The 12,477-nt window shown below is 62.4% G+C and carries 13 protein-coding genes; 11 read left to right on the top strand and 2 right to left on the bottom strand.

The genetic code is table 11. From position 1 onward, the window contains the following. The first annotated feature begins 111 nt into the window (after positions 1-111). The 9 genes from mpl to O0882_RS05540 all read left to right on the top strand — a co-directional run bounded on the left by mpl (position 112) and on the right by O0882_RS05540 (position 9,504). A complete protein-coding gene (mpl, locus tag O0882_RS05580; protein ID WP_289945988.1) occupies positions 112-1,488 on the top strand; it encodes a UDP-N-acetylmuramate:L-alanyl-gamma-D-glutamyl-meso-diaminopimelate ligase in 1,377 nt (458 codons plus the stop codon). Then, on the top strand, positions 1,485-2,069 hold the full coding sequence (locus O0882_RS05575; protein ID WP_289945987.1) for a YqiA/YcfP family alpha/beta fold hydrolase: 585 nt from the start codon (positions 1,485-1,487) through the stop codon (positions 2,067-2,069). Before mpl ends, O0882_RS05575 begins: the two co-directional genes overlap by 4 nt. Further along, positions 2,066-2,680, top strand: a complete 615-nt coding sequence (locus O0882_RS05570; protein ID WP_289945986.1) for a chorismate lyase — start codon at positions 2,066-2,068, stop codon at positions 2,678-2,680. The genes O0882_RS05575 and O0882_RS05570 overlap by 4 nt, the downstream gene beginning before the upstream one ends. 2 nt (positions 2,681-2,682) lie before the next feature. After that, positions 2,683-4,752 (top strand): RNB domain-containing ribonuclease, encoded by a 2,070-nt coding sequence (locus O0882_RS05565; protein WP_289945985.1) that lies wholly within the window; start codon positions 2,683-2,685, stop codon positions 4,750-4,752. Between the two features lie 137 nt (positions 4,753-4,889). Continuing rightward, entirely contained in the window at positions 4,890-5,747 is an 858-nt protein-coding gene (locus tag O0882_RS05560) for an energy transducer TonB (protein ID WP_289946845.1), read from the top strand. Between the two features lie 11 nt (positions 5,748-5,758). Continuing rightward, positions 5,759-6,586, top strand: coding sequence for a shikimate dehydrogenase (gene aroE / locus O0882_RS05555; RefSeq protein ID WP_289946843.1), 828 nt, complete (start codon positions 5,759-5,761; stop codon positions 6,584-6,586). Further along, the gene (mtgA, locus tag O0882_RS05550; RefSeq protein ID WP_289945984.1) at positions 6,583-7,314 is read left to right on the top strand and encodes a monofunctional biosynthetic peptidoglycan transglycosylase; all 732 of its coding nucleotides are present in this window, start codon (positions 6,583-6,585) and stop codon (positions 7,312-7,314) included. Before aroE ends, mtgA begins: the two co-directional genes overlap by 4 nt. Positions 7,315-7,535: 221 nt before the next feature. Beyond that, positions 7,536-8,501 (top strand): magnesium/cobalt transporter CorA, encoded by a 966-nt coding sequence (gene corA / locus O0882_RS05545; RefSeq protein WP_034746658.1) that lies wholly within the window; start codon positions 7,536-7,538, stop codon positions 8,499-8,501. Between the two features lie 286 nt (positions 8,502-8,787). Beyond that, positions 8,788-9,504, top strand: a complete 717-nt coding sequence (locus O0882_RS05540) for an HAD-IA family hydrolase (RefSeq protein WP_289945983.1) — start codon at positions 8,788-8,790, stop codon at positions 9,502-9,504. Between the two features lie 5 nt (positions 9,505-9,509). Here O0882_RS05540 and hemL read toward each other — a convergent pair whose 3' ends face one another. Beyond that, positions 9,510-10,799: a glutamate-1-semialdehyde 2,1-aminomutase gene (gene hemL / locus O0882_RS05535; RefSeq protein ID WP_289945982.1), complete on the bottom strand. Its 1,290-nt coding sequence runs from the start codon at positions 10,797-10,799 to the stop codon at positions 9,510-9,512. A gap of 50 nt (positions 10,800-10,849) precedes the next feature. Continuing rightward, the gene (locus O0882_RS05530; protein WP_354670243.1) at positions 10,850-11,707 is read right to left on the bottom strand and encodes a hydroxymethylpyrimidine/phosphomethylpyrimidine kinase; all 858 of its coding nucleotides are present in this window, start codon (positions 11,705-11,707) and stop codon (positions 10,850-10,852) included. Positions 11,708-11,803: 96 nt separating this feature from the next. On the opposite strand from O0882_RS05530, the gene O0882_RS05525 reads away from it, so the two are divergent. Beyond that, positions 11,804-11,956 (top strand): rubredoxin, encoded by a 153-nt coding sequence (locus O0882_RS05525; RefSeq protein WP_010401308.1) that lies wholly within the window; start codon positions 11,804-11,806, stop codon positions 11,954-11,956. Between the two features lie 86 nt (positions 11,957-12,042). Continuing rightward, positions 12,043-12,465 carry a response regulator gene (locus tag O0882_RS05520; protein WP_289945981.1) on the top strand — a complete coding sequence of 141 codons (423 nt, stop codon included), beginning with the start codon at positions 12,043-12,045 and terminating at the stop codon, positions 12,463-12,465. The last annotated feature ends 12 nt before the right edge of the window (positions 12,466-12,477 follow it).

Raw genomic sequence — 12,477 nt, 5'->3', positions numbered from 1 at the left:
GAGATGATACTCCGAAGCGGAAAAAGTCATGGCGTCAGGTAAAATCCCACACTTGCTCTTTTTTATCTCACCGTCTTACTTACTTAAGCGTGCACCTTTCGCACTGATCACATGCATATTCATATTCTCGGCATTTGCGGTACCTTCATGGGCGGCCTGGCCGTGCTGGCCAAGGAAGCCGGCCATAAAGTCACCGGTTGCGATGCCAACGTGTATCCGCCGATGAGCACCCAGCTGGAATCGCAGGGAATCGAACTGATCCAGGGCTTTGATCCCGAACAAACCAAGCTGAACCCGGATTTGTATGTGATTGGCAATGTCGTCTCGCGCGGCAACCCGCTGGTGGAAGAAATCCTCAACCGCAGCCTGCCGTATGTGTCCGGCCCGCAGTGGATCGGCGAACACATCTTGCGCAACAAGTGGGTGCTGGCCGTGGCCGGCACGCATGGCAAGACGACGACCTCGGCCATGCTGGCCTGGATACTCGAAGACGCGGGCTATGCGCCGGGCTTTTTGATCGGCGGCGTGCCGATGAACTTTGGCATTTCCGCCCGTCTGTCCGGCAAGATCGATGGCAAGAGCGCCGAATCGGACTTCTTCGTCATCGAAGCCGATGAATACGACACGGCCTTCTTCGACAAGCGCAGCAAGTTCGTGCATTACCACGCGAAGACGGCCATCATGAATAACCTGGAATATGATCACGCCGACATCTTCCCTGATCTGCACGCGATCGAGACGCAATTCCACCATCTGGTGCGCACGGTGCCCGGCATCGGCCGCCTGGTGTTCAATGGCGACGAAGCGTCGCTGCAGCGCGTGTTGGCGCGTGGTTGCTGGAGTGAAAAAGAAAGTTTCGGCCAAGATGCCAACTGGCAACTGCAAGAGCAGGCCGATGGCAGCTTCGACGTGGTTTTCAATGGCCAGCAGGAAGGCCATGTGGCGTGGGGGCTCACGGGCAAGCACAACCGCAGCAATGCGCTGGCGGCCATCGCCGCCGCGCGCCATGTGGGCGTGCCCATTGCCCAGGCATGCGCCTCGCTGGCCACGTTCGAGAGCGTCAAGCGCCGCATGGAAGTGCGTGGCGTGGTCAACGGCATGACCGTGTACGACGATTTCGCGCATCACCCGACGGCCATTGCCACCACCGTGGGCGGCCTGCGCCAGAAGATTGGTAACGCCGGCCGCATCCTGGCCGTGCTGGAACCGCGTTCGAACACCATGAAGCTGGGCGCCATGAAAGATGCGCTGCCCGGCAGCCTGAAGGATGCGGACCTGGTCTTCGGTTTCGGCAGCCATGCCGCGCTGGGCTGGAGCCTGGGCGACGCGCTGGCGCCGCTGGGCAAGATTGCCAGCGCGTATGAAGACATCGATACTCTGGTGGCCGCCGTGGCGGCTGCCGCCCGTCCCGGCGACCAGATCGTGGTCATGAGCAACGGCGGCTTTGGCGGCGTGCACCAGAAGTTGCTGGAGGCGCTGGGCCGATGATTCTGTACCTGCATGGATTCCGCTCGTCGCCCCTGTCGATGAAGTCGCGCCTGCTGGCCGCGCAGATGCAGGCGCTGGGCCGCGAGGCAGAGTGGCTGTGTCCGCAATTGCCGGCCTCGCCCAAGCTGGCCATCGCAATGGCCTTGTCACTGGTCAAGGACGTGGCGCCTGCCGAATTGACCATCATCGGCTCGTCCCTGGGCGGCTATTACGCCACCTGGCTGGCCGAGCGGCTCGGTTGCCGTGCCGTGCTGTTGAACCCCGCCATTGTGCCGCTGATCGACCTGGAACAGCATGTGGGCGTGACGACCGAGTTCCATTCGAACCAGCCATTCGAGTTCAAGCGCGAATATATCGACGAACTGCGTGCGTTTGCCGTAGCGAAAATTACGCAGCCGCAACGTTACTTCCTGATTGCCGCCACCGGTGATGAAGTGCTCGACTACCGCGATATGCTGGCGCATTATCAGGGGGCGCAGCAGTGCGTCATCGACGGCAGTGACCATGGCATCAGCGAATTTGCCGACTACCTGGCGCCCGTGCTGGCCTTTTGCGGCATCGATGCGGACGCCGCCCGGTGAGGCCGGGTTCGCTGCGCCAGGCGCAATGGCATGCGCACGTGAATGCCGTCAATGCGCCGCCCCCCCTGCGCCACTGGCTGACGGGCGGCGGGTCGCTGACGGCCAAGCTGAAAGCGCATAGTCAGGCATTTCGCGTGCAATGTTTGCATCAGGAAACGGCACGTTGCCTGAGCGACGAGGCCGCCATCATTGGTTTGCACCGCGCGGGCCGGGTGTGGGAACGCGAAGTGTTGTTGCGTTGTGATGACAAACCGGCCGTGTTTGGCCATACCGTCGTGCCCATGCAGGCGACGGCCACGGATTGGCCCTTGTTTTCCGCGCTGGGCGAGCGCTCGCTGGGTACGACCCTGTTCGGTGACCGCATGGTGCGGCGCGGTAGCCTTGAATTTGCCCGCTTGCGCGCCGGCCACCCGCTGGTGCAGCGGGCGCAGGCGGCGCTGGCACGGGAAGGGCAGCGCGTCGACGAACAGGCGCTGTTTTTTGCCCGCCGCTGCCTGTATCAGCGTCACCAGGGATTGCTGCTGGTAACTGAAGTATTTTTGCCGGCGGTGCTGGAGTTGACGTCCCTCACTCGCACCGTTACAACCGACACATTAATAAACAAAGCATAACAATGAATCTATTTTTTGAAGAATCCGGCGATTTCAAGGTCGGCACGGTCCTGTCGCAAGCGGGTGAAGCGTATCAAGTGGAAATGGCCAGTGGCAAGCGCACCAAGGTCAAGGTCAAGGATGTGCTGCTGCAGTATGAAAAGCCGGCCCCGGCCGAGCTGCTGGAACAGGCCAAGAGCATTGCCGCCGAGATCGACCTCGATTTCCTGTGGGAAGTGGCGGGCGAAGACGAGTTCGGCTTTGCCGAGCTGGGCGCCGAGTATTTTGGCCACGCACCGCTGCCGCCGGAAGCGGCCGGCCTGATCCTGGCCCTGCATTCGGCGCCCGTGTATTTCTACAAGAAGGGCCGTGGCCGCTACAAGGCGGCGCCGGAAGCGTCGCTGAAGGCGGCCCTGGCCGGCATCGAAAAGAAAAAGCAGCAGGCGCTGGTGCAGGCAAGCTACGTGGAAGAGCTGAAACAGAACCGCTTGCCCGCCTCGATGCAGCCCATGGTGCTGCAGCTGCTGTTCAAGCCGGACAAGAACACCATCGAATACAAGGCGCTGGAAGCGGCATGCACGGAATTGCACACGACGCCGCCGCGACTGATGCTGGCCGTCGGCGGTATTGCTTCGCCGAAAGACTTGCACCTGTCGAAATTCCTCTTCGAGAATTTCCCGAAAGGTGCCGGCTTCCCGAACGTGCCCGTGCCCGCCGTGACGGCCAAGCTGCCGCTGGCCGAGGTGGCCGCCTTCTCGATCGACGACGTGACTACCACCGAGATCGACGATGCTTTCTCGGTGCAGCCGCTGCCCGATGGCACCGTGAAAGTGGGTATCCACATCGCCGCGCCGGGCCTGGGCATCCGCCCGGAAGACGTGATCGACAAGATGGCGCGCCAGCGCATGTCGACCGTCTACATGCCGGGCGACAAGATCACCATGCTGCCGGACGAAATCGTGAATGCTTTCACGCTCGCGGAAGGCACGACGTGCCCAGCCCTGTCGCTGTACGCCACGCTGGACCCGAAAGCCGACTGGGCGGTCATCAGCACGCAGACGCGCGCCGAACTGGTGCCGATCGCCAGCAATTTGCGGCATAACCAGCTCGACGACTTGGTCAACGAGGAAACCCTGGCCAGCGGCGAAGGCGAGTATCCGCACAAGGCCGATTTTGCCGTGCTGTGGCAATGGGCGCAGCAGCTGGAACAGGGCCGCATGAAGAAGCGCGAAGCGTTCGGCCTGAAGCCGGAACAGAATAACCGTGTCGATTTCAACTTTTATGTGGAAAACGATATCGTCACCGTGGCGCGCCGCAAGCGTGGCGCGCCGCTGGACAAGATCGTCGCTGAATTGATGATTTTTGCCAATAGTACCTGGGGCAAGATGCTGCACGACCATGGCGTGCCGGGCATTTACCGCAGCCAGGGCGGCGGCAGCGGCAATAGCTGGGCGGCAAAGATGCAGGTGCGCATGGTGACCCATGCGGCGCCGCACCAGGGCCTGGGCGTGGATCAATATGCGTGGAGCACCTCGCCTTTGCGCCGCTACACGGATCTGGTAAACCAGTGGCAAATCATCGCCTGCGCCGAGCATGGCGTGACGGCGCCGCTGGTGGCCCCGTTCAAGCCCCGTGATGCGAACCTGTTCGCCATCGTCTCGGCGTTCGACGCCGCGTATGCCGCGTATGGCGATTTCCAGTCGAACATGGAACGCTACTGGTGCTTGCGCTGGCTGCACCAGGAAAACGCGCGCCAGGTCGATGCAGTCGTCCTGAAAGACGAGATTTTGCGCCTGGTCGACATTCCGCTGGTCATCAAGCTGCCGGGCATGCCATCGGTGGCGCGCGGTGCGCAGGTCAAGCTGGATCTCTTGCGCTGGGATGAAGTCGACCTGAGCATCGAAGCGCGCCTGCTGGAAATCGCCGCCGTGCCCGATGCGGCGGCCGATGCCGAGCTCGACTACGAAGAAGACGCGGGCGACGACGGTGCGGAGGAAGTAGCGCCGGAAGCGGCGAACCAGGTCAGCGACGCCGATGCGGAAGTGGCGGAACTGGCCAGTGAAGACGTGGTCAGCGAGCCCGAGGTCAAGTAAGGTCCCAGGCAGGCCACCAGGGCGGTGCTGAAAACTGTTGCCGGCATCGCCCTTTGACGTAGAATTCAGCCATCTTGTATCGTGTGTTGTAAGGAACTGGGTTGCGCGTGAAGTCTTTCCGAGAGTATCGTTTCCTGATGATTGCCGTGGCGGTATCGCTGCTGGCGCACGGCGCCTTGCTGGCGATGCATTTTGTCGCCCCGGCGCCGCAGCGGGCCGTCGCCACCGATCCCGGCCTGGAAGTGATCCTGGTCAACGCCAAGCATGCGAACAAACCGCTGAAGGCCGATGCGCTGGCGCAAGCCAACCTCGACGGCGGTGGGCAGGCCGACAAGGGCCGCGCCAAGTCGCCCTTGCCGGACATGCGCAAGGTGGAAGAGGGCGATAGCGTCAAGGCCAGCGCCCGGCGCATTGCCGAACTGGAACAAAAACAGCAGGAATTGCTGACGCAGGCCGCCAGGCCGACGCCTTACAGCGCCGCGCCCGTCACGGAAAAGGACAAGCCCAATCCGCTGGCGTCCGGTTCGGACTTGATGGAAAGCAGCAAGGCCATCGCACGCATGGCGGCCGAGATCAGCCAGACCGTGGAAGACCAGAATAAACGTCCGCGCAAGACTTTTATTACGCCCAGCACGCAGGAGGTCGGCTATGCCATGTATTACAAGACCCTGCAAAAGCGCATCGAGGAAATCGGTACCCTGAATTTCCCGCAAAAGAATGGCCGCAAGATATATGGCGAACTGGTCGTCTACATTCCCATCTTTCAGGACGGCACGATTTACCAGAAGGAAGGCGGCGCCCGCGTGGAAAAAAGCTCGGGCAACCCTGCGCTGGACGCAGCCGCCCTGGCCATCGTGCGCCGCGCGGCACCGTTCGGCCGTTTCCCACCGAATATGTTGTCAAGTGATAAAGATGACCTGTGGGTCGTCATCACCCGTTTCAAATTTACCCGCGAAGAAAAAATGGAAGCTAACCTGACTGGCGGCAGCAATTGAACAAGCAAGAAATGAATCCCGATCAATATTGCGTCTTCGGCAATCCCATCGCCCACAGCAAGTCCCCCCTGATCCACGCCGCGTTTGCCCTGCAGACGGGCGAGCCCATCGTCTACGAACGCCGGCTGGCGCCGCTCGATGGCTTTGCCCTGGCGGCCCGCACGTTTGCCGCCGAGGGCGGCAAGGGCGCGAACGTGACGGTGCCCTTCAAACTCGATGCGTGTGCGCTGGCCACCGTCCTGACGCCGCGGGCCAGGGCAGCCGGTGCCGTCAATACCCTGCGTTTCGAGGGCGAGACCATTCTTGGCGACAATACCGATGGCGCGGGCCTGGTGGCCGACATCGTGCGCAACGCGGGCGTGGCCATCGCCGGCAAGCGCATTTTGCTGCTGGGCGCGGGCGGCGCCGCGCGCGGCGTGGTGCTGCCCTTGCTGGAACAGGGACCGCAGGAAATCTTCATTGCCAACCGCACCGTGGCCACGGCCGAGGCGCTGGTGGCGCAGTTTGCCGATGCGGCGAGTCACGCTGCCCAGCTGCGTGCCGGCGCCTTCACGCAGCCCGACGGCGTCTTCGATATCGTCATCAATGCCACCTCGGCCAGCCTGGCGGGCGACTTGCCGCCCGTGCCGCCTGGTATTTTCGGCAGCCACACCCTGGCGCTGGACATGATGTATGGCGCCCAGCCCACCGTCTTCATGGACTTTGCCGCGCAGCATGGCGCGCAGGTGCGCGACGGCCTGGGCATGCTGGTGGAGCAGGCGGCCGAAGCATTTTACGTGTGGCGCGGCGTGCGGCCGCAGACGCAGGACTTGCTGGCGCAATTGCGGGGCAGCCTGTGAGCGGCGGCAAGAAGGGCGCGCGCAAAGGGGGGAACGGCAACCGCTACGGCTGGATCAAGTGGCTGTTCATCGTGCCCATCCTGGCCTTCATCGTCGTGCAACTGTATTTCTTCCTGCAAATCTGGTGGTGGATCGACCACAACCCATCCAGCACGGCCTTCATGCGCGAACAATTGTCCGTCTTGCAGGACAAAAATCCGAATGCCGCGATCAAGCAGACGTGGGTGCCGTACGACCGCATCTCGAACAATCTGAAACGGGCCATCATCGCCTCGGAAGACGCGAATTTTTCCGAGCACGAAGGCGTGGACTGGGAAGCCTTGCAAAAGGCATATGAGAAAAATAGCAAAAAACAAAAGGTCGTGGCGGGCGGTTCGACCATCACGCAGCAACTGGCGAAGAATCTGTTCCTGTCCGGTTCGCGCAGCTATGTGCGCAAGGGCCAGGAACTGATCATCACGTACATGCTGGAAAGCCTGATGGAGAAGCAGCGCATCTTTGAAATTTATTTGAACGTGGTGGAATTTGGCACGGGCATCTTCGGCGCCGAAGCGGCCGCGCGCCACTATTACCATGTCAGCGCGGCCAGCCTGAGTGCTGCGCAGGCGGCGAAACTGGCCGTGATGTTGCCGAATCCCCGCTTTTATGACCGTCACCGCGACACGGGCTATCTGAACCGGCGTACCAGTGTCATCCTGCGCCGCATGGGGGCGGCGGAATTGCCTTGATGGCAGCCGGCTTTATTTGCATAAAATCAAAGCTGCCTGATTGGCACTATTGCGACGCAGCATCTTAATCGTCTCCCTTGGTGTCATGCCGCACTTTTTCCGTGAAAAAGCGGCGCCGGGGGTGGTCGTGAAAAGGCCTTTGCGGGTACACTTGCGCTGTTTTCATTTTTGGCGCCAGCGCCAGCACATCACGATAACCCCACATCCGGCTGAGAGCGCGCATGATCAATGTCTTTGTATTACAGAATGGCCGGCTCAACCAGGTGCCGATCGACAGCCGCGCAGACCTCGAAAATGCCGAACCGGTGTGGGTCGACCTGACCGACCCCACCGATGATGAACGGGCCTGGGTCAAGGCCATCTACAACGTCACCCTGCCGGGCGAGGACGAAGTCAAGGATATTGAAGCGTCGGCCCGCTATTACGAAGCGGAAAACGGCGATTTGCATCTGCGCACCGACTTCCTGCGTGAAGAAGACGACGGTCCCTCGCGCGTCATCACCGTGGCGTTCATTCTGGCGCGCAAGATTCTGTTTTCCATGCATACGGATGACCTGCCCGTGTTCCGCCTGGTGCGCATGCGCGCCCGCTCGCGGCCAGGCTCGATTGCCGACTACATGGACGTGCTGCTCGACCTGTACGCCACCGATGCCGAATATTCGGCCGACGTGCTCGAAGGTATCTACCAGAACCTGGAAGAAGTCAGCACGCGCGTGCTGCAAAAGGAATTTACCGATGCGCACGCGGCCGAAGCGCTGAACGCGATTGCCCACGAGGAAGATTTGAATGGCCGTATCCGCCGCAACATGATGGATACGCGCCGCGCCGTGAGCTTTCTGATGCGCGGCCGCTTGCTCAATTCCGAGCAGTTCGAGGAAGCGCGGCAGATTTTGCGCGACATCGAATCGCTCGATGGCCATACCTCTTTCCTGTTCGACAAGATCAACTTCCTGATGGATGCCACCGTCGGTTTCATCAACATCAATCAGAACAAGATCATCAAGATCTTCTCGGTGGCCAGCGTGGCCTTCCTGCCGCCGACGCTGATCGCCAGCGTGTACGGCATGAACTTCAAGCTGATGCCGGAACTGGAGTGGTCGTTCGGCTATCCGTGGGCCTGGGGCTTGATGATCACCAGCGCCATCGCACCGTTCCTCTACTTCCGCCACCGCGGCTGGCTGAAATAAGCCCTCTTGCCGGGACGCTCCCGCGTCCCGGATTTCAAGGCGAGCGCAGCAATTTCAAAAATCAGCGATAATCACTGGCATTGCGTGGTATTGAATTGGTATTTTCGCGTAGCCGTATGCCTGGCGCCCCATTCTGTCCCCCGTAGTCTGCTTTTTGCAGAAAAGTATCGTCATTCAGACGTTTTCTGCGTGGTAGTGTCCGCCTGTTCCACCTATGATCGTTGCGATGCCTGCCTTGGCCGGCTGGCCGCCGCATTTCCCGTCACCGTTGTCTTCTGGAGAGTCCATGCCTGATACCGCCACCACCCCACTGCGCTTTACCCACCTGATCAGCGACTGCGATGGCGTGCTGGTCGACAGCGAAGCCGTGGCCCTGCAAGCGCTGCTGGAATTGCTGGGGCCGCGCCTGCCCAACCTGCCCCAGGGCGTCACCCTGCAGGGCTTGATCGAGCCGCGCCTGGGCCAGCGCCTGGTGCCGCTGATGCAGGATATCTACAAGGAACTGGGCTTGCCGCCATTGCCGGCCGACGAGATCATGGCCATCGGCAACGCCGTCGATGCGGCCTGCGATGCGCAATTGCGCGCCGTGCCGGGCGTGGCCCAGGCGCTGGCCGCCATCCCCTTACCCAAGGCAGTGGCCTCGAACAGCGTCAGCGCGCGCGTGCTGTCGTCGCTCGAGCGCACGGGCATGGCGCCGCTGTTTGACAAGCGCGTTTTCACGCCGGACCTGGTCGGTCACGCCAAGCCGCATCCGGGCGTCTATCTGGCGGCGGCTAGCGCCTTTGGCGTGCCGCCAAGCCAGTGCCTGGTGCTGGAAGACAGCGTCACGGGCGTGACGGCCGCCGTGGCGGCGGGCATGACGGTATTGGGATTCATCGGCGGCGGGCATATCGCCGCCGGCCAGGAAGCGCGCCTGAAGGCGGCCGGCGCGCACGTCGTGTTCAACGACATGGCCAAGCTGCCAGCGCTGGTGGCCGCGGTGATGGACACCGCGACTGTATAAAACGCTTAGGCGAGGGCGGCAAACACCTTGCGCGCGGCGGCGATGGTGGCGTCGATGACGGCATCATCGTGCTGTGCCGAGACGAAGCCCGCCTCGAAGGCGGCGGGCGCGAAGTACACGCCTTCGTCCAGCATGGCGTGGAAGAAAACGTTGAACTTGCTGCGGTCGCCCGCCATCATTTCCGCGTAGCTGGTCGGTGGCGTGGCGCTGAAATAGATGCCGAACATGCCGCCGATGTAGTCGGCGCAGAAGACCACGCCGGCTTCCTTCGCGGCGGCGGTCAGGCCTTCGGCCAGGCGCTTGGCGGTGGCGCCCAGCCGCTCGTAGAAGCCGGGTTGCTGGATCAGTTTCAAGGTGGCCATGCCGGCCGCCACGGCGACCGGGTTGCCGGACAAAGTACCGGCCTGGTAGACGGCGCCCAGCGGCGCCATGTGGTGCATCAGCGCCGCGCTGCCGCCGAAGGCCGCCACCGGCATGCCGCCGCCGATCACCTTGCCCAGCGCCGTGAGATCGGGCTTGATGCCGTACAGCGCCTGCGCGCCGCCCAGAGCCACGCGCAAGCCGCACATGACTTCATCGAAAATGAGCAGGGCGCCGTGCTGCGTGCACAGCTCGCGCATCGCCTGCAGGAATTGCGGCGTGGCTTTCACCAGGTTCATGTTGCCGGCCACCGGTTCGACGATGACGCAGGCGATTTCCGCGCCGAAGCTGTCGAAGGCGTCCTTCAGCTGTTCCACGTTGTTATAGTCGAGCACCAGGGTGTGCTTGACGAAATCTTCCGGCACGCCGGCCGACGTCGGGTTGCCGAAGGTGAGCAGGCCGCTGCCCGCTTTCACCAGCAGCGAGTCGGCGTGGCCGTGGTAGCAGCCTTCGAACTTGACGATCTTGTCGCGTCCCGTGGCGCCGCGCGCCAGGCGCAGGGCGCTCATGGTCGCTTCCGTGCCCGACGACACCAGGCGCACCTGCTCGATCGACGGCACCAGGCGCGTGATTTCCTCGGCCATCAGCACTTCGCCTTCGGTCGGCGCGCCGAACGACAGGCCCCGCGCGGCAGCGTCCTGCACCGCTTTCACCACTTCCGGATGGGCGTGGCCGACGATGGCCGGGCCCCAGGAGCCGATGTAGTCGATATAGCGCTTGCCATCCGCATCCCAGAAGTACGGGCCTTCGGCGCGCGTGATGAAGCGCGGCGTGCCACCGACGGAGCGGAAGGCGCGCACGGGAGAATTGACGCCGCCTGGCGTGGTTTTTTGTGCGCGGGCAAACAGGATGTCGTTCTGTGAAGTCGTCGTCATGATAATCGTGCCTTGAAAGTGGATCGTTGTCTGTGTCGTCTGATCGGTGTCTATTGGGCGCCGCGCTGGCGCTGCTGCCGGAACAGCCGGTTCGGCACCAGCTTGCCCATGCCGTGGCGCTGCGCGTGGGCCAGCGCGCCGGTGGTAAATTCCTGCGCCGCCACGACTACCTGCGGTACATCGTCTTCGTTTTCCGCCAGGGCCAGCAGGGCGGTGGCCGCCGCCGACAGGGTGCTGCCGGCGCCGTTGAAGATGCCCGGCAGGTGCTGCCATTCGTCGTGGCGCACCACGCCGTCCTCGCCGAACAGGGTATTGGCGCGCAGCTTGCCTTCGCCCGTGCCGGACTTGCTGGCGTCGGCCGGCATGCCGGTGACGAGCACGTATTCGCAGCCTAGCGCCACCAGGTAGTCGACATCGTTTTGCAGCGTGTCGTCCGGGTCGGCGTCGCGCCAGGTTTCAGCCAGGCGCTCCAGTTCCACCGGCGAGAGTACCAGCAGGGTCGTTTGCGGGATCAGCAACTGGCGTACGGCGGTGAGGATGTCTTCGTCGTCCATGCCCTGTTCCGGCAGCGCCGAAATGAAGGGATCGAGGATCAGCGGCACGTTCGGATAGTCGGAGACGATTTCGGCGATGGCCGTGACGTTTTCCACGCTGCCCAGCGCACCGATCTTGATGGCCGCGACGGACATGTCTTCCAGCAGCACGCGCGCCTGGTCGGAAACCCAGTCCGGGTCGACCGCTTGCACGTCTTCCACGCGCGCCGTATCGCTGATCAAGAGGCCCGTGGTGACCGACAGGCCATGGCAGCCGAAGGCTGAAAATGTGGCCAGGTCGGCCTGGATGCCGATCGCGCCGACCGGATCGGACACGCCGAAGCTTAATATGAGGGGAGAAGTTTGGTTTTGCACGGCGGGTAGATTAAGATACCTAATTCAGCATTTTACTTGATTGAAGGGTGGCAGAACGTGAGTAGCAACGAAACAACGCAGCAATTCCAAACGTGGATGTGTCTAATTTGCGGCTGGGTTTATGATGAAGCGGCCGGTCTGCCTGACGAAGACATCGCTCCCGGCACGCGTTGGGCCGATGTTCCGATGAACTGGACCTGTCCTGAATGCGGTGCGCGCAAGGATGATTTCGAGATGGTGGCGCTTTAATTTAATCCAGATCCCCGGGATGGTGCTGCCGCACGCAGCTATCGCGGCAGCCTGTGCTATGGTATGAAAGATTGTCGAATAATTACATGTCGTGTCCAATTTTGCCCGAGGCAGCGTCCGATGCCGTGTGCGCCGGCGCCATCATACTGGTCATCGACGACAGCGCCACCAGCCGCAGCGCGGCCGAAAAGGTCTTGCGCGAGGCAGGTTATCGCGTGGTGGTGGCGGAAAACGGCTTCGAGGCCCTGGCCAAGATCGCCGATTGCCGGCCGGCGCTGATCGTGTGCGACATTGTGATGCCACGCCTGGACGGCTACCGCACCTGCGCGCTGATCAAGGCCAGCGCGGCGCATCACGCCACGCCGGTGCTGATGCTGTCGTCGAAGGAAGGCTTGTTCGACCGCGCGCGCGGCGCCATGGCAGGCGCCAGCGCCTGCCTGGCCAAGCCGCTGGCGCGCGAGGCGCTGCTGGAGGCCGTGCGGCTGCACCTGGCCAGGCATTTTGAGTAGTGATTTATTGAT

Origin of the sequence: Janthinobacterium sp. SUN073, assembly GCF_030397665.1 — a bacterium.
Classification (GTDB): Bacteria; Pseudomonadota; Gammaproteobacteria; order Burkholderiales; family Burkholderiaceae_D; genus Janthinobacterium.
The sequence above is the reverse complement of the archived record's forward strand: the minus strand, read 5'-3'. Positions and strand labels throughout refer to the sequence as shown.